This window comes from Bradyrhizobium sp. AUGA SZCCT0222, from assembly GCF_018130205.1.
GTDB lineage: Bacteria > Pseudomonadota > Alphaproteobacteria > Rhizobiales > Xanthobacteraceae > Bradyrhizobium.
Genome location: NZ_JAFCLX010000006.1, coordinates 205,490 through 226,773, shown reverse-complemented (window position 1 = coordinate 226,773; position 21,284 = coordinate 205,490). Strand labels below are relative to the sequence as shown.

General features: G+C 62.8%; 27 protein-coding genes and 1 tRNA gene. 15 read left to right on the top strand and 13 right to left on the bottom strand.

Going from position 1 to position 21,284, the window contains the following annotated elements:
- Positions 1 to 18: 18 nt before the first annotated feature.
- From JQ629_RS07825 to JQ629_RS37470, 4 genes are all read right to left on the bottom strand, one after another.
- Positions 19 to 765 carry an SDR family oxidoreductase gene (locus JQ629_RS07825; RefSeq protein ID WP_212412154.1) on the bottom strand — a complete coding sequence of 249 codons (747 nt, stop codon included), beginning with the start codon at positions 763 to 765 and terminating at the stop codon, positions 19 to 21.
- Positions 766 to 984: 219 nt separating this feature from the next.
- A complete protein-coding gene (locus JQ629_RS07820) occupies positions 985 to 1,953 on the bottom strand; it encodes an SDR family oxidoreductase (RefSeq protein ID WP_212412153.1) in 969 nt (322 codons plus the stop codon).
- A gap of 156 nt (positions 1,954 to 2,109) precedes the next feature.
- Entirely contained in the window at positions 2,110 to 3,018 is a 909-nt protein-coding gene (locus JQ629_RS07815) for a dihydrodipicolinate synthase family protein (RefSeq protein ID WP_212412152.1), read from the bottom strand.
- Between the two features lie 235 nt (positions 3,019 to 3,253).
- On the bottom strand, positions 3,254 to 3,388 hold the full coding sequence (locus JQ629_RS37470) for a hypothetical protein (protein WP_283815903.1): 135 nt from the start codon (positions 3,386 to 3,388) through the stop codon (positions 3,254 to 3,256).
- Positions 3,389 to 3,612: 224 nt separating this feature from the next.
- Here JQ629_RS37470 and JQ629_RS07810 point away from each other — a divergent pair, with 224 nt between their 5' ends.
- The 7 genes from JQ629_RS07810 (at position 3,613) to JQ629_RS07780 (ending at position 11,141) form a co-directional block, all read left to right on the top strand.
- Positions 3,613 to 3,864, top strand: a complete 252-nt coding sequence (locus JQ629_RS07810) for a hypothetical protein (RefSeq protein ID WP_212412151.1) — start codon at positions 3,613 to 3,615, stop codon at positions 3,862 to 3,864.
- A 250-nt stretch (positions 3,865 to 4,114) separates the two neighbouring features.
- Positions 4,115 to 5,053 (top strand): ABC transporter permease, encoded by a 939-nt coding sequence (locus JQ629_RS07805; protein ID WP_249134874.1) that lies wholly within the window; start codon positions 4,115 to 4,117, stop codon positions 5,051 to 5,053.
- Positions 5,050 to 5,937, top strand: a complete 888-nt coding sequence (locus JQ629_RS07800; RefSeq protein ID WP_212412149.1) for an ABC transporter permease — start codon at positions 5,050 to 5,052, stop codon at positions 5,935 to 5,937. The genes JQ629_RS07805 and JQ629_RS07800 overlap by 4 nt, the downstream gene beginning before the upstream one ends.
- On the top strand, positions 5,934 to 7,496 hold the full coding sequence (locus JQ629_RS07795) for an ABC transporter substrate-binding protein (RefSeq protein ID WP_212412148.1): 1,563 nt from the start codon (positions 5,934 to 5,936) through the stop codon (positions 7,494 to 7,496). The genes JQ629_RS07800 and JQ629_RS07795 overlap by 4 nt, the downstream gene beginning before the upstream one ends.
- A 23-nt stretch (positions 7,497 to 7,519) precedes the next feature.
- On the top strand, positions 7,520 to 9,088 hold the full coding sequence (locus JQ629_RS07790) for an ABC transporter substrate-binding protein (RefSeq protein ID WP_212412147.1): 1,569 nt from the start codon (positions 7,520 to 7,522) through the stop codon (positions 9,086 to 9,088).
- The gene (locus JQ629_RS07785; protein WP_212412146.1) at positions 9,088 to 10,065 is read left to right on the top strand and encodes an ABC transporter ATP-binding protein; all 978 of its coding nucleotides are present in this window, start codon (positions 9,088 to 9,090) and stop codon (positions 10,063 to 10,065) included. Before JQ629_RS07790 ends, JQ629_RS07785 begins: the two co-directional genes overlap by 1 nt.
- Positions 10,062 to 11,141 carry an ABC transporter ATP-binding protein gene (locus JQ629_RS07780; protein WP_212412145.1) on the top strand — a complete coding sequence of 360 codons (1,080 nt, stop codon included), beginning with the start codon at positions 10,062 to 10,064 and terminating at the stop codon, positions 11,139 to 11,141. The genes JQ629_RS07785 and JQ629_RS07780 overlap by 4 nt, the downstream gene beginning before the upstream one ends.
- Positions 11,142 to 11,145: 4 nt before the next feature.
- On the opposite strand, the gene JQ629_RS07775 is transcribed toward JQ629_RS07780, so the two are convergent.
- Positions 11,146 to 11,313: an Hcp family type VI secretion system effector gene (locus JQ629_RS07775; protein WP_212412144.1), complete on the bottom strand. Its 168-nt coding sequence runs from the start codon at positions 11,311 to 11,313 to the stop codon at positions 11,146 to 11,148.
- A 117-nt stretch (positions 11,314 to 11,430) separates the two neighbouring features.
- Here JQ629_RS07775 and JQ629_RS07770 point away from each other — a divergent pair, with 117 nt between their 5' ends.
- From JQ629_RS07770 to JQ629_RS07750, 5 genes are all read left to right on the top strand, one after another.
- On the top strand, positions 11,431 to 11,637 hold the full coding sequence (locus tag JQ629_RS07770) for a hypothetical protein (protein WP_212412143.1): 207 nt from the start codon (positions 11,431 to 11,433) through the stop codon (positions 11,635 to 11,637).
- A 277-nt stretch (positions 11,638 to 11,914) separates the two neighbouring features.
- On the top strand, positions 11,915 to 12,169 hold the full coding sequence (locus tag JQ629_RS07765; protein ID WP_192733557.1) for a GlsB/YeaQ/YmgE family stress response membrane protein: 255 nt from the start codon (positions 11,915 to 11,917) through the stop codon (positions 12,167 to 12,169).
- Positions 12,170 to 12,494: 325 nt separating this feature from the next.
- A complete protein-coding gene (locus JQ629_RS07760; RefSeq protein ID WP_212263607.1) occupies positions 12,495 to 12,764 on the top strand; it encodes a hypothetical protein in 270 nt (89 codons plus the stop codon).
- Between the two features lie 185 nt (positions 12,765 to 12,949).
- Positions 12,950 to 13,105 (top strand): hypothetical protein, encoded by a 156-nt coding sequence (locus JQ629_RS07755; RefSeq protein ID WP_192733559.1) that lies wholly within the window; start codon positions 12,950 to 12,952, stop codon positions 13,103 to 13,105.
- A gap of 188 nt (positions 13,106 to 13,293) precedes the next feature.
- On the top strand, positions 13,294 to 13,446 hold the full coding sequence (locus JQ629_RS07750; protein WP_212412142.1) for a hypothetical protein: 153 nt from the start codon (positions 13,294 to 13,296) through the stop codon (positions 13,444 to 13,446).
- 96 nt (positions 13,447 to 13,542) lie between these two features.
- Here JQ629_RS07750 and JQ629_RS07745 read toward each other — a convergent pair whose 3' ends face one another.
- The gene (locus JQ629_RS07745) at positions 13,543 to 13,920 is read right to left on the bottom strand and encodes a hypothetical protein (RefSeq protein WP_212412141.1); all 378 of its coding nucleotides are present in this window, start codon (positions 13,918 to 13,920) and stop codon (positions 13,543 to 13,545) included.
- Between the two features lie 27 nt (positions 13,921 to 13,947).
- Here JQ629_RS07745 and JQ629_RS07740 point away from each other — a divergent pair, with 27 nt between their 5' ends.
- Positions 13,948 to 14,256, top strand: coding sequence for a hypothetical protein (locus tag JQ629_RS07740; protein WP_212412140.1), 309 nt, complete (start codon positions 13,948 to 13,950; stop codon positions 14,254 to 14,256).
- Positions 14,257 to 14,488: 232 nt separating this feature from the next.
- Here the strand turns inward: JQ629_RS07740 and JQ629_RS07735 are convergent.
- From JQ629_RS07735 to JQ629_RS07705, 7 genes are all read right to left on the bottom strand, one after another.
- Positions 14,489 to 14,566, bottom strand: a tRNA-Pro gene (locus JQ629_RS07735).
- A 200-nt stretch (positions 14,567 to 14,766) separates the two neighbouring features.
- Positions 14,767 to 15,336 carry a MerR family transcriptional regulator gene (locus tag JQ629_RS07730; RefSeq protein ID WP_212412139.1) on the bottom strand — a complete coding sequence of 190 codons (570 nt, stop codon included), beginning with the start codon at positions 15,334 to 15,336 and terminating at the stop codon, positions 14,767 to 14,769.
- Between the two features lie 111 nt (positions 15,337 to 15,447).
- A complete protein-coding gene (locus JQ629_RS07725) occupies positions 15,448 to 15,777 on the bottom strand; it encodes an integration host factor subunit alpha (RefSeq protein WP_192734233.1) in 330 nt (109 codons plus the stop codon).
- Between the two features lie 130 nt (positions 15,778 to 15,907).
- Complete coding sequence (locus JQ629_RS07720; protein WP_212412138.1) at positions 15,908 to 16,885, bottom strand: beta-ketoacyl-ACP synthase III; 978 nt, start codon at positions 16,883 to 16,885, stop codon at positions 15,908 to 15,910.
- Positions 16,882 to 17,943, bottom strand: a complete 1,062-nt coding sequence (gene plsX / locus JQ629_RS07715; protein ID WP_212208174.1) for a phosphate acyltransferase PlsX — start codon at positions 17,941 to 17,943, stop codon at positions 16,882 to 16,884. The genes JQ629_RS07720 and plsX overlap by 4 nt, the downstream gene beginning before the upstream one ends.
- A 301-nt stretch (positions 17,944 to 18,244) precedes the next feature.
- On the bottom strand, positions 18,245 to 18,832 hold the full coding sequence (locus JQ629_RS07710) for a YceD family protein (RefSeq protein ID WP_212412137.1): 588 nt from the start codon (positions 18,830 to 18,832) through the stop codon (positions 18,245 to 18,247).
- 10 nt (positions 18,833 to 18,842) lie between these two features.
- Positions 18,843 to 19,394 carry a ubiquinol-cytochrome C chaperone family protein gene (locus JQ629_RS07705; RefSeq protein ID WP_212412136.1) on the bottom strand — a complete coding sequence of 184 codons (552 nt, stop codon included), beginning with the start codon at positions 19,392 to 19,394 and terminating at the stop codon, positions 18,843 to 18,845.
- A gap of 152 nt (positions 19,395 to 19,546) precedes the next feature.
- Here JQ629_RS07705 and JQ629_RS07700 point away from each other — a divergent pair, with 152 nt between their 5' ends.
- Both JQ629_RS07700 and JQ629_RS07695 read left to right on the top strand, forming a co-directional pair.
- On the top strand, positions 19,547 to 20,032 hold the full coding sequence (locus JQ629_RS07700; RefSeq protein WP_212412135.1) for an outer membrane protein assembly factor BamE: 486 nt from the start codon (positions 19,547 to 19,549) through the stop codon (positions 20,030 to 20,032).
- 111 nt (positions 20,033 to 20,143) lie between these two features.
- On the top strand, positions 20,144 to 21,148 hold the full coding sequence (locus JQ629_RS07695) for a Bug family tripartite tricarboxylate transporter substrate binding protein (RefSeq protein ID WP_212412134.1): 1,005 nt from the start codon (positions 20,144 to 20,146) through the stop codon (positions 21,146 to 21,148).
- The last annotated feature ends 136 nt before the right edge of the window (positions 21,149 to 21,284 follow it).

Here is a 21,284-nt window from a genome sequence, read left to right as displayed (position 1 = left end):
TTCATTGCCGATGCGAGATCAGGCCTTTGTGCGGCGAAGCCATGCGTCGAGACCGATGCGGCCGAGGCGCGCCTCGCCCAACGGCACGAGCGAGTGCTCGTCAACCCGACCGCCCCAGTATCGGGCCTCGGGATCGCTCACGACTTCGCGCGGGTCGCCAACCGCCTTCAGATAGCGGGCGATGATGTCAATGAGCGGCGCTCGTTCCGGTCCGGCGATCTCCACGATACCGCTTCGCGGCGCCGCGAGTGCCAGATCGGCAACGATGGCAGCAACGTCGTCCGACGCGATGGGCTGGAACAGGATAGGCGGGAGCCTCACTGTGTTTCCGTCCGCACTTGAATCGGCGATACCGCGAACGAATTCCAGGAACTGGGTCGCGCGAACGATGGTGTATGGAATGCCCGAGGCTTCGATCAGTTTCTCCTGGGCGAGCTTGGCGCGGAAATAGCCATTGTCGGTTCGATCGATCGCGACGATCGACAGTGCGACATGATGCCGGACGTTCGCTGCGGCCTCGGCGGCGAGCAGGTTGCGGCCGGAGGTCTCGAAGAATTCGAGCACCGCTTTGTCTTCAAATGAGGGCGAATTGGCCAGGTCGATCACCACCTGTGTGCCCGCCATGACCTCCTTGAGACCCTCACCGGTGATCGCGTTAACGCCGCTTTTGGGCGAGGCGGCGACGACTTCGTGGCCACCCTGGCGCAGAATGGCGACGGTCTTCGAGCCGATCAGGCCGGTGCCTCCGATCACCACGATCTTCATGGTTGATGCTCCGTGGTCGTTAGATGAGCTCAGCTTAGTTCCGCTTAGAACCCGCAGAATACTATCCCAAGGTACAGGTCGTACCACCCGCTGAACCGGCGAGACCCGGTAGACCCTACGATACCGCCACGCGGCGTTTTCCCGTCAGCGTGGCACACGCTTCGGTGAGCCAACGACTCTTATTGAGTTCAGGCTCTGGTCGCTATTCAGATCAGGCCCTTAGGCCAGCTTCCAGCCAACCTCGTCCCGATAGCTCTGGTAGAAGTCGAGCGTGTAGGCCTCCTCCGGCGTCTTGCGCACGCGCTCGTCGAGCTTGTGGGCATCGTCGCCGACCAGGATGCGCCAGCGGTCCGCCTTGACGCCGTCGAGGATGATTTTTGCAGCGGCCGCCGCCGTGGTCGGCGCATCATCATGAAACGATCGTGCGCGGTCGAGTGCGAGCTGCTGAATGTCCTCATCCGACATGTTCGTGGTGTCGGTGCCCATGCCCTTCAGCCGCTCCCGGGTCACGCCGATTTCAACATCGGTCAAGCGCTCGGTCTCGCTGCCGCTCTGGATCTTGCGCGAGTTCGACACGATCGAGGTGCCGATGTGGCCGGGCATCACGACCGAGCACTTGATATGCGGCGCGTTGAGCCGCAGATCCGTCATCAGCGCCTCGGAAAATCCCTTCACCGCGAACTTGGCGGCGGCGTAGGCGGTGTGCGACACGCCGGGGCCGACCGACGCCCAGAAGCCGTTGACGCTGGACGTATTGATGATGTGGGCCTCGTCGGCCTTCAGCAGCAGCGGCATGAAAGTACGGACTCCGAGATAGACGCCGCCCCAGCAGATGTTGAAGGTGCGCTCCCATTGCTCGCGCGAATTGGTGAACAGGCTGCCGCCGCCGCCGATGCCGGCATTGTTGAACAATAGATGGATCTTGTCGGTCGCCTGTTGTTCGATCAGCTCATCGCGAAACCGCTTGAGCTGATCCTCGATCGCGACGTCCGCGACATGCGTGGTGACGCGCAGACCCTGCGGCAGCTTCTCGGCTTCGCACAGCTGCCTGGTCTCGGCCATCGCCTCGGCGGAGACGTCGCACATCGCGACATTGCAGCCCTCGGCGACGAGCTGGCGCGCCAGCTCGCGGCCCATGCCCGTGCCGCCTCCGGTGATGACGGCGATCTTTCCGGCGAATTCCTTCATGGAGATGTTGATCCTTTTTTCTTTTTCACTACAGACGAAAATATAGCCCGTCATGGCCGGGCTTGTCCCGGCCATCCACGTCTTCCCGGCCTAAGCGGACCAAAGACGTGGATGCCCGGCACGAGGCCGGGCATGACGACGCGTTGAGTACCTGCCCTACTCCGCCGCCTCGACGCGTTGGCCCGCCGATGCCCCCAACCCTTCCAGCGCCTTCTTGATCGCGGCCTGCTGCGCAGGCGATGCTTCCGGCATCGGCGCGCGCGAAAACGTCTTCGGCAGTCCCTGCAGCGACTGCGCGTAGCGCGTGCAGGCCGGCAGATTGTCTGAGACAATCGCATTCCACAGCGTCAGCAATTTCTTGTGCAGGTCGAGCGCGCGGACATGATCGCCGGCCTTGACCGCATCCCACAGCTCGACCGAGGCATGCGGCGCGGCAGAGAGGATCGCGGCGATCGAGCCGTGCGCGCCGAGCGCGTAGGACGGATACATCAGCGCGTCGACCGCGCTGTAGATCAATTTATCCGGCGCCATCATCATGAGATCGGCGAACAGTTTTAGATCGCCGGCGCTCTGCTTGACGCCGACCACCAGCGGCACCTCGTTCATGATCCGCGTCAGCAGCGCGGGCGACAGATACGACCACGGCACCACGTTGTAGATGATGATCGGCATGCCGGTCTCGTCGGCCATCCGGCGGAAATGATCGACCATCGCCTGCTCGTCCGGCTTGAACAGATAATGCACCGGCGTCACCTGCAGGGCGGCGACATCCATGTCGCGCACCAATTTGCCGCGCCGGATCGCGTCGCGCGTGGAATCGACGATGATGCCGGCGATCACGGGCGCGCGGCCCCTGGCTGCCTCCACCGTCGCCGCCACCAGGTCGCGATACTCGTCATGATCGAGCGTATGCCCCTCGCCGGTCGAACCGCCCGCTGCCATGCCGTGGCTGCCGGCGCCGATCAGCCAGTCGACTTGCGGGGCGACCTGCTTGAAATCGATCTCGCCGTCTTTGCGAAACGGCGTTGTCATCGGCGGTATCACGCCTGTCGGGCGTACTTTCATCATCGACCCCTTGCGTTTCCGTTTCCCAAATCCGACCCCGCTCTTTGGCTGTCATCATCGATCGGCGGGTAAAGCCTAACCGTTGCCGGATGGGCAATCCAGTTGAGACATCGGTGGGCTGGGTCGTGGCGGCGTCATAACGGGCGGAGGCGCGGCTCCCAGTTCGAGCGGCACAAACATCTGAATCTTTGCACGAAAAAACCCCGGCAAGTCATGCCGGGGTTATTTTGCTCGCTTAGCGGGGTGGCTTCGGCGGACCAAAGGGATTACGGGGCGGAAGGTGCGTGGGGCCGGTGCCCAGCCTGCCGCCGGTCACGATATCCAGCTGCTGCGTCGTCAGTTCGATCGGCTTGTCAGTCCTGCGTTCCATGGTGCGTCTCCTGTTGCTGTCCCGGTGCAACGTTGCCTCGGTCTGACCGGGACAATGACGGATCGGCGACGGCCGCGCTGTTCCCCAGGTGACAGCCGGGCCAGAACGGAAGTGGCCTCGGCCTTTCCTTTGGCCGTTCCAGACCGTCGTCACTTGCAAGGGCTCACGGCTTTCGCGCTTAACCATACGAAAACTCAGGGCGACGGAGCCGGCGCGTCCGTAGTATGTTTGCGGCTATTGGATTTATTAATTTTTGGTGCCTTATGAACGACGCGTATTTCAAGGAGCAGTCCCGGCGCGTCCGCGCGATTGCGGACAAGGCCGATCCCTTCACGAAAAAACGACTGCTGGTGCTCGCAGAAAGCTACGATGCGCGGATTGGACGGCCTTCAAGGGCAACGCGACAGCTGCCCTTCGTCGCGATCAATAATGAAAAACCTGCCGATCAGCGCGACGACGGCGAGACCGCGCGCTGATTGTGGCAACTTCCGCATAGCGTTCGCCGTTCGCATATTCCGCGACAAGGCATTACGCCCGTACGCGACAAGGGAGCGCAGGCGGAAACGGTTCGGCAGAATGGGCGTGACGCCGCGCGCGGTGCGTGTCAGTATCCCGCTAATCAAAGCGCGCGCACGTCGGACGAAGCGCCGCTGCCAGGGAGGGAACAGCACAACGCGCGCGTAAGCGGCGGCGCCTTCCGTTGGCCTAACGGTCCGTTGGCGTCGCATGGGACAACAGATTGTCCATCGTCTGCTGATTTCGTTCCCCGCTTTGCTCGGGGTTCTCTTCCTCTGTTTTTGTCTGTTGCAAGTGGTGCCGGCCGATCCCGCGATGATCATCGCCGGTCCCGACGCCAAGGCCGAGACCATCGCGGCGATCAGGCTCGAGCTTGGCCTCGATCGCTCGATCCCGGTGCAGTTCTTCGAATACATCATGCGGGTTCTGCGCGGCGATCTCGGCCGCTCGATCATCTCCAACCGGATGGTGAGCGAGGAACTTGCGATGACGATCGGTCCAACGATCGAACTGATGCTCGGCGCGATGCTGATCGCGGTGCCGAGCGGACTTGCGTTCGGAACGCTGGCCGCCGTCAATCGCGGCCGCATCGCCGACCGCATCATCATGGCCTGCTCGGTGGCCGGTGTTTCGATGCCGGTGTTCTTCATCGGGTTGATCCTGATCCAGTATGTCGGTTTCAAATGGGCGTTGCTGCCGTTCACCGGCCGCACCGGGCCGATCTGGGACGGCGGATTGCCGAGCCTGATCCTCCCCGCGACCACGCTCGGCCTCGTGCTGATCGGACCGATCGCGCGGCTGACGCGCACCGCCGTACTTGAAGTGCTGGGCGCCGACTTCGTGCGCACGGCGCGCGCCAAGGGGCTGCGCGAGACGGCGGTGATCGTCCATCACGCGTTGCGCAACGCCATGATCCCGGTCGTCACCCTGATCGGGCTGCAGGCGGCCTTCCTGCTCGGCGGCGCGGTGGTTACCGAAACGATGTTTTCCTGGCCCGGCGTCGGACGGCTTGCGGTCGGCGCCATCGTCTCCAGCGATTTCCCGACCGCGCAGGGCGCGATCATGATCCTCGCCATAGCCTTCCTGTCGATCAACCTGATCGTCGACGTGCTCTACGTCTATCTCGATCCCAGGGTGGCGCGCCGATGAGCGTTCAGGCCCTCGAACCCGTCTTTGTCGCCGAGCCCGAAACCGGCGCGTTCGCCCGTGCCGGCGTGCTGCGGCGCCTCGCGCGCGACCGGGTCGCTGCCGGGGCGGCGTTGACGCTCACCACCATCGTCGCCGCGGCGCTGTTCGCGCCCTGGATCGCGCCCTACGACCCCTACTTCACCGACCTCACCAAGGTCATGCAACCGCCGGGCGCCGAGCACTGGTTCGGCACCGACAACACCGGCCGCGACGTGCTGAGCCGTGTCATCTTCGGCACCCGCGCCACGTTGATGCTCGGGCTGGTCGGCGTCATCATCGGCGGCCTGTTCGGCGGCGTGCTCGGCATTCTCGCCGCCTACTACAAGCGGCTCGACGGCTGGATCATGCGGCTGGTCGACGTGATGCTGGCGTTCCCCGCCATCCTGATCGGGCTCGCGGTCGCCGCGATCTTCGGCGCCGGCCTCACCGCCGTGGTCATCGCGCTGGTGGTCGCCACCGTGCCCGACGTCGCGCGGGTGGCGCGCGGGGCCGCGGTCGGCGTCATGGGCCAGGAATTCATGGAAGCCGGCCGCGCGGTCGGCGTCACCGACGGCGCGCTGATCTGGCGCTATCTCACGCTCAACTGCATCTCGACGATCTTCGTGTTCCTGACCCTTCGCTTCGGCCAGATCATCCTGATCGGCTCGGCGCTCGGCTTCCTCGGCATGGGCGCGCAACCCCCGACCGCCGAACTCGGCATGATGGCGGCCCAGGGGCGCGACTTCCTGTTCATGGCGCCGCACATCGCGACGATCCCGAGCTGCGCGATCTTCGTGATCGTGCTGGCGGCCAACCTTCTGGGCGACGCGTTCCGCGACGTCCTCGATCCGAGGCTGCAGACATGATCAGAACCGTTCTGGGTGTCGCATTGGCAATGGGCGTCGCGGGGGCCGCATCGGCCCAGACGCTGACCTTGATGAAAGGCATCGACGCGCCGCATTACGACGCGCAGCGCACCACCTGGGGTCCGACATCCGACATCGTCAACATGTTCCAGGACACGCTGGTGGCGCTCGACTGGGACGGCCGCACGCCGATCCCCTATCTCGCCAAGTCCTGGATCATCAGCGAGGACGGCCGGACCTATACGTTCAAGCTGCGCGACGACGTCTCGTTCTGCAGCGGCAAGAGATTCACCGCCGAGGATGTGATCTACAGCTTCAAGCGGCTGAAGGATCCCGCAATCAAGGGTCCGTACGCCTGGCGCGCCGGCAGCATCAAGGAATTGCGCGCGCCTGATCCCTATACCGTCGAATACGAACTCGAGGAGCCCTATTCCGAGCTGCTGTTGCAGCTCACCATGTTCACCAACGTGATCCACAACAAGGAAAGCGTCGAGGCGCTGGGCAAGGACTACGGCATCAAGGGCGCCGACGGCACCGGGCCGTGGTGTTTCGATTCATGGCAGCCGCGCACCGAGATCGTGCTGAAGCGCCACGCCGCCTACAAATGGGGCCCGTCGATGTACCAGAACAAGGGCCCGGTGAAATTCGAGAAGCTGGTGGTCAAGATCGTGCCCGAGGAATCCAGCCGGGTGGCGGCGATGATGGCCGGCCAGTTCGACATCACCCACCAGTTCCCGCACCAGTTCATCACCCAGGCCAGGGCCGCCCCAATGCTCAACGTGAGCGAGGCGAAGCCGAATTTCCAGCTGCTCTATTTCGGTTTCAAGACCACGCGGCCGATGGTCGCCGACAAGCGCGTGCGCGAGGCCATGAGCATCGCCATCAACCGCGCCGAGATCGCCAAAGGCATTCTGCTCGGCAACGCCACGGCGGCGTTCACCATCGTCGACAAGGATGCGCTCGACCACGATCCGAAGACCGCCGGAATCGTCAAGGAAGATCTCGAACGCGCCAGGAAGCTGCTCGACGACGCGGGCTGGAAAGTCGGCGCCGACGGCGTGCGCGAAAAGGACGGCACCAAGCTGGCGCCGAAAGTCTATTACACCGCCAACGCCAACTCGGCCAAGGTCGCCGACGCGATCCAGGGATATTTGCGCAAGATCGGCGTCGACTGGCGGCTCAACCCGCAGGACTCGACCATCGCGGCGGCCAAGATGGCCGAGCAGGATTACGAAATCTGGTCGGTGACGGTGCCTTACCTGTCGGCCGGCGACCTCATGAACATCTACTTCGATTCACGCAACATCCCGACGCCCAACCGGATGAACTGGAAGGACGCCGAGACCGACGAGTGGCTGAAACTCGGCCGCTCGGCGCTGACCGAGGCCGATCGCGCCAAACATTACGCGATGGTGCAGCAGAAGGTCATGCAGGAGCATCTGTGGATCCCGGTCCTCAACATCAACATGGACCAGGTCGCCAACAAGAAGATCAAGGGCGCGCGACCGCACATGATCTACCAGAACACGTTCTACAAGGGGTTGGACGCGTCGCTATAACCAACAACCAGGAGCAAACGACGATGCGCGGATTGTTCACGACGGCTGCGGTGCTGCTCGGATTGGCGGGAGCATCCCCGCTCGAGGCGCAGACCCTGAAGATGATGAAGTCGCTCGACGCGCCGCATTATGACGGCCAGCGCACCACATGGTCGCCCTCCTCCGACATCGTCAACATGATTCAGGATACGCTGGTCGCGATGGACTGGGACGGCAAGACGCCGATCCCCTATCTGGCCAAGTCGTGGACCATCAGCGAGGATGGCAAGACCTACGTGTTCAAGCTGCGCGATGACGTGCAATTCTGCAGCGGCAAGAAATTCACCGCCGCCGACGTGATCTATTCCTTCAAGCGCCTGACCAGCACCGAGCTGAAGGCGCCGCTGGCCTGGCGCGCCGGCAACATCAAGGAACTGCGCGCGCCCGATCCCTACACCGTCGAATACGAATTGAACGAGCCGTTCGCCGACTTGCTGCTCCAGCTCACGATGTTCACCACCGCGATCCACAACCAGGAGAGCGTGGAGGCGCTCGGCAAGGATTACGGCATCAAGGCGATCGACGGCACCGGTCCCTGGTGCTTCGAGAACTGGCAGCCGCGCACCGAAATCGTGCTCAAGCGCCACGACGCCTACAAATGGGGCCCGTCGATGTACCAGAACAAGGGCCCGGTCAAATTCGAAAAACTCAGCATCAAGATCGTGCCGGAGGATTCCAGCCGCGTCGCCGCGATGCTGGGCGGACAATTCGATGTCAGCCATCAGATCCCGCTGCAGTTCATCCAGCAGGTCAAGGCCGCGCCCACCCTCAACGTGCAGGAGGCGCAGCCTAACTTCCAACTGATGTATTACGGCTACAAGACCACGCGGCCGATGGTAGCCGACAAGCGCGTGCGCGAGGCGATGAACATCGCGATCAACCGCGCCGACATCGTCAAGGGCATCATGCTCGGCAATGCCGAGCCGGCCTACACCTTCATCGACGACAAGGCGCTAGACTTCGCCGCGTCCACCAAGGGCATCATCAAGGAGGACGTCGAACGCGCCAAAAAGCTGCTGGACGAAGCCGGCTGGAAGGTCGGCGCCGACGGCATCCGCGAGAAGGACGGCGTCAAGCTCGCGCCGAAGGTGCTGTTCACGCAGGTCTCCTATTTCGGCCGCGTCTCCGAGGCGATCCAGGGCTACATGCGCAAGATCGGCATCGACTGGAAGATCGTCGGCTTCGACTCCACGATCGCGCCGGCCGAGATGGCCAAGCAGGACTACGAATTGTGGACGGTGACGTTCCCCTACATATCGGCAGGCGACCTCCTGAACTTCTACTTCGATTCGAAGAACATGCCGGCGCCGAACCGGATGAACTGGAACGACCCGAAGACCGACGAGTATTTGAAGATGGGCCGCGCGTCGCTGACCGACGCCGATCGCACCAAATACTACGCGTTGGCCCAGCAGCGGGTCACCGAGGAGCATCTGTGGATGCCGGTGATGAACATCGCGATGTACACGACGAGCCAGAAGAAACTGAAGGGCGTCCGTCCGCACATGCTCTATCAAAACACCTTCTACAAAGGCCTGGATTACTCGTTCTGATGGAAAACCTGCTCGAGGTCCGCGGCCTCAAGACCCATTTTGCCACCGACCGCGGCCTGTTTCGCGCCGTCGACGGCATCAGCTTCAACGTGCCGCGCGGCCGTACCGTCGGTCTGGTCGGCGAATCCGGCTGCGGCAAGAGCGTGACGTCGCTCTCGGTGATGGGCCTGGTGGCGAGCCCGGGCAAGGTCGAGGCCGAGGCCGTCATGTTCGGCAATCGCGACGTGCTGAAACTGTCGGCCGACGAGCGGCGCCGGCTGCGCGGCGGCAAGATGTCGATGATCTTCCAGGAGCCGATGACCTCGCTGAACCCGGTCCACACCATCGGCCAGCAGATCGTCGAAGCGATACTCGCCCATACCCAGCTGTCGCCGCAGGCCGCCAAAGCGCGCGCCATCGAGATGCTGGAACTGGTGCGGATTCCATCGGCGAAGCAGCGCATCGACGACTTTCCGCATAATCTGTCGGGCGGCATGCGCCAGCGCGTCATGATCGCGATGGCGCTGTCCTGCGAGCCGGCGCTTCTGATCGCCGACGAGCCGACCACCGCGCTCGACGTCACCATCCAGGCCCAGATCCTCGATCTGCTCGGCGAATTGCAGCGCCGGCTCGGCATGGCGATCCTGATCATCACCCACGATCTCGGCGTGATCGCCGAGGTCGCCGACCAGGTGCTGGTGATGTACGCCGGACAGATCGTCGAAAGCGCTGACGTCGCCGATCTGTTTGCCGATCCGCAGCACCCCTACACGATCGGCCTGCTCGGTTCGATCCCGCGCCTCGACGTCGACCGTATCAGGCTCGCCACCATCGAAGGCACGGTGCCGAGCCCCAACAACCAGCCAAAGGGCTGCCGCTTCGGGCCGCGCTGCCCGTTCGCCGACCGGCGCTGCCGCGAGGCGCCGCCGCCGCTGCGCGAACTCGCGCCGGGTCACCTGGTCGCCTGCTGGAAGGCCCCGGTCGAGGTGGCGTCATGAGCACGGTCCCGGTGCTGCAGGTCGACGGCCTGGTGAAGCATTTTCAGCTCAGCCGCGGCATCATCCTGCGCAGACAAGTGGGCCTTGTGCGCGCCGTCGAGGACGTCAGCTTCGAGATCGGCCGCGGCGAGACGCTGGCGCTGGTCGGCGAGTCCGGCTGCGGCAAGTCGACGACCGGACGCCTGGTGCTGCGCCTGATGGACCCGACGGCGGGCTCGGTCCGCTTCAAGGGCGAGGAAATCGCCAATCTCGGCAAGGATGAACTGCGGCGGCTGCGCCGGCACATGCAGATCATCTTCCAGGACCCCTACGCCTCGCTCAATCCGCGCATGACCGTGGGCGAGATTTTGGCCGAACCGCTGCGGGTGCATGACATCGGCGATCCCGCCTCGCGCGAGACGCGGGTGAGCGAGCTTCTCGATATCGTCGGCCTGCTGCCCGAACATGCACGGCGCTATCCGCATCAGTTCTCCGGCGGGCAACGCCAGCGCATCGGGATTGCGCGGGCGCTGGCCGTCAATCCCGATCTGATCATCTGCGACGAGCCGGTATCGGCCCTCGACGTCTCGATCCAGGCGCAGATCGTCAACCTGCTGCAGAATTTGCAGCAGCGTTTTGGTCTCTCCTATCTGTTCATCGCGCATGATCTGGCGGTCGTAAAACACATCAGCGATCGCGTCGCGGTGATGTATCTCGGCAAGCTGGTCGAGATCGCTGACAAGAAGACGATCTACGCAAAGCCGCTGCACCCCTATACGCACGCACTGCTGTCAGCGATCCCGAAGCCGGACCCGAGCCTGCGCACCAAGCGCGTCATGTTGCAGGGCGACGTGCCGAGCCCGTTCAACCCGCCGTCCGGCTGCCGCTTCCATACCCGCTGCCTGCACGCCCAGCCGCGCTGCTCGGCGGAGGAGCCGAAGCTGCGCGAGGCCGCGCCCGGCCATCGCGTGGCCTGTCATTTCTTCGAGACGATCCAGGCCCCTGTCATCGTCGCGCGCGCCGGCGCTGCGAACGGAAAGTTCGCCGAACGGCTGGCCGCCTTTGAGGCGGCCAAGCACGCGCGAACGCCGGCCTGACGTATCAGCGGGCCAATATGGGCGAGGCCTTGTCGTAATGCTTGATAAACACGAACGGGCTGGGCGTGGCTTTTCCCTTGCCGCCGCTGACATTGGCGAGCTCGCGATCAGACAGCGCGTCGGCCTGACGGTCCCGCTCGGAGGATTCAGCGCGATTGATGATGGTGCTCATGGTGACGGCTCCCTTTCGATCAAGGTCGGATCATGGCTGATGAAGGCGATTTAGCCGCCCGGCCGTCGCCGTCGCTGTGACATCAATCACAGTCCCGAGCCTCTCACCGGGGTCAGGATGGCTGGCATCATCCCGCCACCGGAGCACATCATGACCGCATTTCAGACACAGCCGAGCGTCGACCAACGGGCCGCCGCGACCACCGAACTTTGTGCGACCGAACTGGATGCGGTGATTGGCGGCACGTCCTTTTTTGAAGTCCTGAGCAATATTTTCAAAGCGCAGAACGAAACGCTCAAATCCATCGCCGCGAACATTCGGTAAGAAGTTGTTGCGGTGCGATTGACCGAACCGGAGCCAGCTACTGGTTGACAAGCCAACGAGAGCGGATCGTAATACTACCTAAGATCGATCAACGGGCGAACGGCAGCGCTGGCGCAATGCCAAGCGGTCCCACTCCCAAAGCGTCGCTTCCTAAGCGTCTTGGCTTCCTGAACGTCTTGCTTCCTGAACGTCTTGCTTCCTGAACGTCTTGCTTCCTGAACGTGTTGGCTTCGAGGGCAGCGACCGCGGGATACCGCGGCGCTCAGCAATGGGGAGGATGGTCGTGATTGAATCTCTCATCGTCTGGCTGATCATCGGCGCGATCGCAGGCTGGCTGGCCGGGCAGATCGTCAAGGGCTATGGCCTCGGCCTGGTCGGCAACATCGTGGTCGGCATCGTCGGCGCCGTGATCGCCGGCTGGCTGTTGCCGATGATCGGGTTTGTCCTGGTCGGAGGCTATCTGGCCGCGATCGTCAACGCCGTCATTGGCGCGGTGATCCTCCTGATCATTGTCGGCTTCTTCAAGAAGTAGTCCGTTCAAGAACCAGCTTCGGCCGTTCGCAACGATGCGGGCAATCTTGTGCGCCGCGGCAACGCTGTTGAAAGAGGCGGCCCCAGCACGGGGGAGAGCTGAGGCCGCCTTTTGCCGAACGCGACGGGGCTGGTTCGCGTCCGGACGTGCCCGACTAAGCTCCCCGGCAATAATTTGTTCCCAACAGACGGCGGCGGCAAAAATTTCGGGGGCATCAGCCGGGAACCAACGGCGACGCCGCGAATTATGAGTTTCGTGGTGGGATGCCCATCATCATCTTGCGGCTGGGGGGCCGTCTTCCAGTGACCGAGGAGCTCGACGACGAATGGATGGTGCCGAAGTACCAGTGAGTTTTGATGTTCCTGCCATCATCCGCAAATGGCCGTCGCTTCACAACGCCCGCCGCCTCGACAGCTCCGGCCCCTATATGGTGTTCGAGGGCACGCTCGATGAGTGCATGAGGGAATTCATGGCCAAGCCTGAATCGACCCGGCACCTGTACGAGATTCTGACAGCGCCGCAGCCGCCAATGATCCCCGAGGTCCTGTCCGCCGAGCACGTCGCCGAGCTGGTGCGGCTGCGCGAATTTCTTTAGCAGCAGCGGGCTCACCGGCGTTGCCGGCAAGCTGGCGCGCGCCTTAGCGGCCAGAAAATTCATTAACCAGCTAGCGCTATGGTTCGGGCAATCGCGGACGGCCCCCAAGGCCCCGCGAGACGTAAACGCGTAGGGAAACCCACCGCCTCAACCCGGTGGGTTTTTCCGTGGGAAGGCCGCCACCAATGTCATTATCATCAGCCAAGAATTATGCGCTGCGCGCCGAACGCTGCCAGGACGCCAAGGAAGCCGCCGACCTTCTGGCAAAGGCGATCCTGGAATTGGCGGCATCGATCGAAGCCACCGACGCAAAAGTGAAGAAGATGAACAAGTCGGGCTGAGATTCCGCCTCCCACCCGGCGGCCCCCTGCTCGCCTTTCAGAACCTCGGCGCAGGATATCCCGCCTTTCGTGAATCCGGGCCCGCAATCGGGCACGCCGGTTCCACGCGGGTTCCGCGTTTACGTTAAAATCACATCATCGACCAAGCCGAATAGCCCGGTGCTAAATGATTTCTTAGCGAGGGGATCATGATCAACGGACGCAAAAACGCTGTCGTCGGACTGACCACGATTTTCACTTTTGTGATCGTCGAACTGACCGTGGTCGTTTGCGCGGTCGGATTGGTGCTCGAATTGGTGTTCGACGTGGACGTTCCGCTTCTTGCTTTCAACGACGAGTGAAGGCGGAGGACGGCGGCCCTCATCTGTATTTCGCCGGTGAGACCCCTTCCGCGATTGAGATGGTGGTCGTGCTGCCAAAGGTCCTTCAGTAAGCCATCATCGAAACCGGTTGGCGATCTGTAGCGTGCCCCACGATCCAACCACTGTGAGGATCGCCATACCTGCCAACAAGATGTACAGCAGCGGGTGCTGCGAGGACGCGAGCGACCCTTCCAAGTGCAGCTGCGGAAGTATCATTTCCATGGCCATGCCAACGAAAATGGCGGCTACGAAGCCGCCAATGACCGAGGCGACGATATTCACGATCCATCCAAGCGCGCCGCGCTTCTTTAACCAGGCCTCGTAAATCCCCACAGCGAGCATGGTGAGAAAAAGGATCAGCATGATGGTCAGCGGACCGCCCACGCTTGACGCAGTGCCGATGAGGCCTTGCAGTATCATAGCCAGTACGGCGAGCAGTGCGATCGTCTTCATCGCGCAAGAGCCTCCCACGGTTCTTCAGTGACCCAGCAAAAAGAGCGTGAAGCCAATCGCGATAAAGCCGAAACCGACAAGGGCTTCCACGAGTTCGGCAGCTCTTCCCACTCGAAGAATTTGGGTATGGCGTGGCCGGTGGCAACGAAGAGGGTTTCCGCAATCACACTGAGCGCGCTTCCAAGCATTCCGATTGGTCGCACCAGACTCGCTGTGGTTCAACTGCCGCCGATTTCATCCCGATTGGCAAGACTCTCCGGCAATCCCGGAGCTTCTTCATCTCGCGGAAATGCGCGCAACCGCGGCATCGCCGCAACGCTAATTCGTTCGAAATGAAAAACGCCCGGGCAAGAGCATCATAAAGTTTTTCGCAAAATTCTGTGGAGTCAGGAAAAGCCCGGCGTTTCACGTAAACCAAAAGGGACCACTCCCAGAATCAAAAGGGACCATTGATCGCCAGGCAGGCCCGTGTCGTCGACCGCATAAGAACGGCCCCAGAACGAATAGTGTAAACCGGCATTGGCCGTAAACCGGGCCGAGTGAGCGGCTTTGAATTTGTTGGATAAAATGGTCGGAGCGAGAGGATTTGAACCTCCGACCCCTAGTCTCCCAGACTAGTGCGCTAACCGGGCTGCGCCACGCTCCGATGCCGTTCCATTAGCTGCGATCGGCGCCCTGCGCAAGGCGCGCGATCCGACCCGCAAACGAGCCGGAATCGGGCCCGAAACCACCCGCCTGGTCTTTTATTTTGACACGTTTTCTTCACGCGAACCGGGGTCCATCCCGCATCAAGTGCGGGATGGGCTTTCTCTCGAAAACGCTCTGGCGCCGGTTCCGGCCCTGCCCTCAGCCGTCCTTCAGCGCGTTATCCAGCAATTGCCGGCAGGCCACCAGGTCCTGCAGCACGCGTTCGAGGCGTTCGCGGTCGGGGCCGCCTACCGGGCCGGGCACGGAAGCCGCCTTGCCCTTGCCAAAGGGGGCGAGGATACCGTCCTCATCGGTATCGACGAAGCGGTAGTCGATTTCCGTGGCTTCGCCCTCGTAATCGTCGTCATCGGATCCGGCGAGCGCACCTGCGCCCTCTTCCGGCTCCTGCAGGCTGAGGCCGATCGCCTCCTCGACCGCGCCGAACGAGACGGCGGAGTTCTGGTCGCTAAGACCCTGCACCGATTTGATGCCGTGTTCTTTCAGGATCCGCTGCACGCCGCGGATGGTGTAGCCCTCGCCGTACAGCAGGCGGCGGATGCCCTTGAGCAGATCAACGTCGTCGGGGCGGTAATAGCGCCGCCCGCCGCTTCGTTTCATCGGCTTGATCTGGGTGAATCGCGTTTCCCAAAATCGCAGCACGTGCTGGGGAATGTCGAGATCGTCCGCGACCTCGCTGATGGTACGGAACGCATCCGGCGCCTTGTCCAAATGCTAGCTCCTCTCAGCTCAAGAGAATGAAGAGAAACTCTAAACGCTTAACCTGACTATCTTCACGCGTTTTGTTGACGCGAACCGGTATCGGCTTCACTCACAAAGGCTTCAATCGTCCTTGGCGTCGCCGTTCGTCACCGCGTGACCATTGATGCGCTGCTTCAAAATGGCCGACGGCTTGAACACCATCACGCGTCGCGGAGAGATTGGTACTTCGGTGCCGGTCTTCGGGTTACGTCCGATCCGTTGACCCTTCTTGCGCACCATGAACGAGCCGAACGACGACAGCTTCACCGTCTCGCCCTTCTCAAGACAATCGGTGATCTCTTTCAAAACGAGTTCGACGAACGCAGACGACTCCGTTCGCGACAAGCCCACCTTCTGGTAGACCGCCTCGCACAAATCGACGCGTGTGACTGTTTTTCCTGTCCCGGTCATCGCCTGCCCCGCACTCTCGGCGAACAATTTATTCTCTGAAATTATGAGGTTAGCACGCAATGGTCAACAGCGACCATCATGCACACGCATGAAACAGCGCAACCGCTTTGTCGGGTATTTTACTTATACCTCACCAGCGGACGAGCGCGGAACCCCAGGTGAAGCCGCCACCCATCGCTTCCAGCAGCACCAGATCGCCCTTCTTGACGCGTCCGTCCTTGACGGCGACGTTGAGCGCAAGCGGGATCGACGCCGCCGACGTATTGCCGTGCAGGTCGACGGTCAGGACCACCTTCTGCGGCGCAATATGCAGCTTGTGCGCCGAAGCATCGATGATTCGCTTGTTGGCCTGATGCGGAACGAACCAGTCGATCTCCTCGGCGGAAGCCCCGGTGGCGTTGAACGCATCGACGATCACATCGGTGATCATGCCGACCGCGTGCTTGAAGACTTCGCGGCCCTCCATGCGGAGGTGGCCGACGGTCTGGGTCGAAGACGGCCCGCCATCGACAAATAACTTTGACTTATGCCGTCCGTCGGACCGCAGATGCGTCGTCAGTATACCACGGTCGGTCGGCTTGCCGGGCTGGTCCTGGGCCTCGAGCACGACGGCGCCGGCGCCGTCGCCGAACAGCACGCAGGTACCGCGGTCGCTCCAGTCGAGAATGCGCGAGAACGTCTCCGCGCCGATCACCAGCGCCCGCTTGTGCGAGCCGGAGCGCAGGAAATTGTCGGCGGTCGCCAGCGCAAAGACGAAGCCGGAGCAGACCGCCTGCAGGTCGAAGGCGACGCCATGATTGATGCCCAGCGCATGCTGGACCGCGACCGCGGTCGCCGGAAAGGTGTTGTCCGGCGTCGAGGTCGCCAGCACGATCAGATCGATTTGCTGCGCGTCGATGCCGGCATGGTCGAGAGCGGCGCGCGCGGCATTGATCGCCAGGTGCGATGTGAACTCGCCGTCCGCGGCGATGTGGCGCTGCCGGATACCGGTGCGCTGCACGATCCACTCGTCCGAGGTATCGATCCGAGCAGCCAGTTCGGCATTGGTCAGGACCTTCCGCGGCAGATAAGAGCCGCAGCCTAGCACGACCGAACGTTTAGCAGTCACGAGACAGCCTCCTGCGCGGTTTGCGCTTGAGCCAGCGCACTGCCGTCGCGATTAAGCATCTGATTGATCTTGGTGAGGAGATCGCAGCGGACCATCTCATAGCCAACATCGACCGCGTAAGCAAAGCCTTCGGCGTTGGTTCCACCATGGCTTTTGACCACCACGCCCTTGAGGCCGAGCAGCACGCCGCCGTTGGATTTGTTGGGGTCGAGCTTGTGCCGCAGGGCCGTGAAGGCGTTGCGGGCGAACAAATAGCCGATACGGGACCGCCAGCTCGACGCCATGGCGCTGCGCAGGAACTCCGACATCTGGCGCGCGGTTCCCTCGGCGGCCTTCAGCGCGATATTACCGGAAAAGCCTTCGGTCACGATCACGTCGGCGGCTCCCTTGCCGATCCCGTCGCCCTCGACGAAGCCGATATAGTCGAGCTCCGGCAGGTTCATCGCGCGCAGCTGCTCGGAGGCCGCGCGAATCTCCTCGCCGCCCTTCACTTCCTCGGTCCCGATATTGAGCAGGCCGACGGTCGGGCGCGGCTTGCCGAACAGCACGCTCGCCATCGCGCCGCCCATCACCGCCAGCGCCACCAGATGATGATGGTCGCCGCCGATGCTGGCGCCGAGGTCGAGCACGACGGAATCGCCACGCATCGTCGGCCACACGCCGGCAATGGCCGGCCGATCGATCCCCGGCATGGTGTGCAGATGAAAGCGCGCCATCGCCATCAGTGCGCCGGTATTGCCGGCAGATACCGCAACGTCGGCCTTGCCCTCTTTCACCGCGTCGATCGCAAACCACATCGACGACTTCTTGCGGCCGCGGCGCAGCGCCTGGCTCGGCTTGTCGTGCATGCTGACGGTGACGTCGGTATGGGTCACACGCGACGCCTTCTTCATGGCCGGATGTTTGGCGAGCTCCGCCTCGATCAGCGCGCTGTCGCCGTACAGCAGAAACTCGATGTCGGGATGCCGGGCCAATGCCCTTGCAGCGCCGGGAATGATGACCGATGCGCCGACATCGCCACCCATGGCGTCAAGCGCGATTCGAACCTTTTGAGGCATGAACGTCCCGGAAACCTGATCTCTTGCAGCCCTGTTAGAGCCCGGCCGCGCGCTGGAAGCATCCGCCGAAGCAGTGCTCGGCGGAGCGCATCGCTATCGCCCCCGCCGGGCCGCGACAATAGCGTGTCCCCGTTCTGACACAACCTCTTGACCACGGTCATTGGGGAATGGGACCCAGCACCGCCCGCAATCGGGAATACAGCGTAATATTAGCAACTTCAATGCCTTATGCAAGATTCCTGATGAGGCATCATAGCCACATCAAGTGAAATCCTGCTTCACCGGCCACTTTAAGTGTCGGTTACTTGTCTTTGGGCTTCTTTGCCCCCGACTTTTTTGGCGTGACCTTCAGGGCCTTGAGCGCCGCAAATGGGTGATCCTCGGGATCAGGAGCTTCGACCAACGGTTCAAAAACCGCGTCCGGTTTGCGCGGATATGGATCGACCGCGAGATACAGCGCGTCGGTCGCAAGTCGGCCGAGATCGATGATGCCGTTATCGATCGGCTCCGGTGGATCGGGCGTGTCCTCGTCGCTCTCTTCAGCCTCGTCGACCAGTGCGGCCATCTCCGGAATCTGGTCCGGCGGCGCGAAGATCACATCGATCGGCTCGTCGATATCGCTCTCCATCTCCTCCAGCGTCACCACGCAGGTCTGCCCGATCCGGGCCCGCACGCGCCCCTCGACCTGAAAGCGGCCGCCGCTTTTGGGCGTCACATCGAACGAGGCCTGCAGCATCAGCACCTCGCGCAGGCTTCCCATATCCGCCACCGCAACACGCGTGGCCTGATCGGCCTCGAGGTCGCGATGCAGGCCCGTGTCCGGGATTTTCTCCACCGCGACGGGAACGCGCCACGGGTCCGGCTTCTCGATCATGGCACTCCTGGTCATCGCCGTTTGCTCATGCTTTGGGGCCGGCCTGCTCCGGCGATGGAAACTTGAAAGTGCCGCTGGCCAGCGCCGCCTCGTCCTGCCGGTCGAGCGCCGCCATGACAGCCTCGGCATAGGCTGCGAGCTGGCGCGCCTTTTCGATGTTCTCACCGTTGAGGACGTTCTTGCACAGCGCCTGGGCCAGGGCCTCGCGGCCCTCGGTCAGCGCCAGATCATAGGCCGCGGTGCGGCCATAGAAGGCCTCGCCGAAGGCCTGCATCTTTTTCGGCACTTTGAGGTCGCTGACGCCCAGTTCGCGCAGATTATCGTCCATATCATTGCAAAAATGGTCGAACAGCGCCTGCGACAGAGCCTTGCCCGCCGGGACCGATTTGAGCCGCCGCAATACCAGCCACAAATGCATCAGAAGCAGGTCAAAACGGCCGTTAACCGTGTCCGGGACCGCCAAGTCCCGATAAAACAACGGTTCTCGCGCCTGCGTCACGATCATGCCATAGATGGCTTCAATGGTGCCGCGCGGGGCGGACCGGGGTTTCCTGAAGTGATTGAACGGCCAAAGCATTGTGGGTTCCGCATGCGAGCCCCAAAGGTTTCCGCCATGAAGGTTTCAGCCTTCAGGGTTTCAGCTTCGGGCGCCCGCGCATGTTGCAATCCTGCGTGCTGCCCGGTACGTCAACGCCTCGCGCGATGCAAGGGGACGGGATCGATTCCGGAATGACCGAGACGGGCCACTCAAGCTCATGCGCGCCCCCGCCGCGCCGCCTGACGGCGCGCTGGCGCGGTTTTCGCGGCTTTGCGGCCGTGGGACTGCTCTGCGCCGCGCTCGGCGGCTGCACCGGCGAGCAATTCCAGAAGGGCTATATCCTGCCCGCCGGCGCGCTCGAACAGATCCCGATCGGTGCCAGCCAGGACCAGGTGCTGATTGTGATGGGCACGCCCTCCACCGTCGCGACCCTGAACGGCGAGGTGTTCTACTACATTTCGCAGCGCTCCGAGCGCAAAGTCGCCTTCATGAACCAGCAGGTCGTCGACCAGCGGGTGATCGCGATCTATTTCGACAGGAATCGCCAGGTGCAGCGGCTTGCCAATTACGGGCTGCAGGACGGCAAGATCTTCGACTTCATCAGCCGCACCACGCCGACCTCAGGCCAGGAGCTCAGCTACCTGACGCCGCTGTTCAAGCTGCTCAGCTTTAACTAGGCCCGAGAACTCGGGCCTTTCCCACGCCCTGCGCCAAGTCGCCCGCTTGCCCTGAGCGTGCGCGCTGCCTACGGTCGCCTGCAAAACAACAACCCCGCAGGGAGTGACCTAGTGACCAGCCGATTTTTTTCCCGCCGCCATATTCTGACCGGAGCCGCCGCGCTCTCCACTGCGGCCATTCTGCCGCGCAGCAGCCTGGGCGCCGACTGGCGGCCCACCGAAACCGTCCGCCTGATCGTGCCGGCCGCGCCGGGAGGCACCACGGACGTGATGGGACGCTTGCTGGCGGCTCATTTGCAGAAGGCGTGGGGCCAGTCCGCGGTGGTGGAAAACCGCTCCGGCGGCGGCGGCACCATCGGCACCGCTGAAGTCGTCCGCCAGAAGGGCGACGGGCACACCATCCTGGTCGGCAATCCCGGCCCCAACGCCATCGCCTACAGCATCTTCCGGAACATGACCTACAAGGCCGACCAGTTGCAGCCGGTCTCCAACCTGATCCGGATTCCCAACATCATCTCGGCGCACCCCTCGGTGCCGGTCAAGTCGATCGGAGACATGATTGCCTACATCAAGGCCAACCCGGACAAGCTGACTTATGGTTCCTCAGGCATCGGGCAGAGCCCTCACCTCACCATGGCCTGGCTGCTGCAACTCACCGGACTGAAGATGGTGCATGTGCCGTTCCGCGGCGCCGGGCCGGCGCTGCAGGCGGCGCTGGCCGGCGACATCCAGATCCTGTCGGACAATCTCTTTCCGACGCTGCCGCAGGTCATGGACGGCAAGCTCAACGCGCTGGCGGTGACGACGCCGGAGCGCAGTCCGTCAGGGCCGAACATTCCTACCGTGCGCGAGACCGGGCCGGAGCTGGCCAAATTCGATGTCTCGTCCTGGTTCGGAATCTTCCTGCCCAAGGCCTGCCCGCCTCCGGTCGTCGATGCCCTCAACAAGGAAATCAAGGTGTTCCTGGAGCGCGACGACATCAAGGAAAGCATGGCCAAGATCGGCGCCCGCACCGATTACGGCACGCCGCAGCAATTTTCCGATTTCACCCAGGCGGAAACCGCGAAGTTCGGCGCCATCATCAAGCAGGAAGGCCTGCAGATGGACGCGGGCTGAGGGGCGTAGCTCCCGTAGCCCGGATGAGCGCAAGCGACATCCGGGATATCGCGCGAGGGGTCCCGGATTTCGCTTGCGCTCATCCGGGCTACGAACTTTCAAAGAAAAACCCCGCGGCTCGCACCGCGGGGTTTTT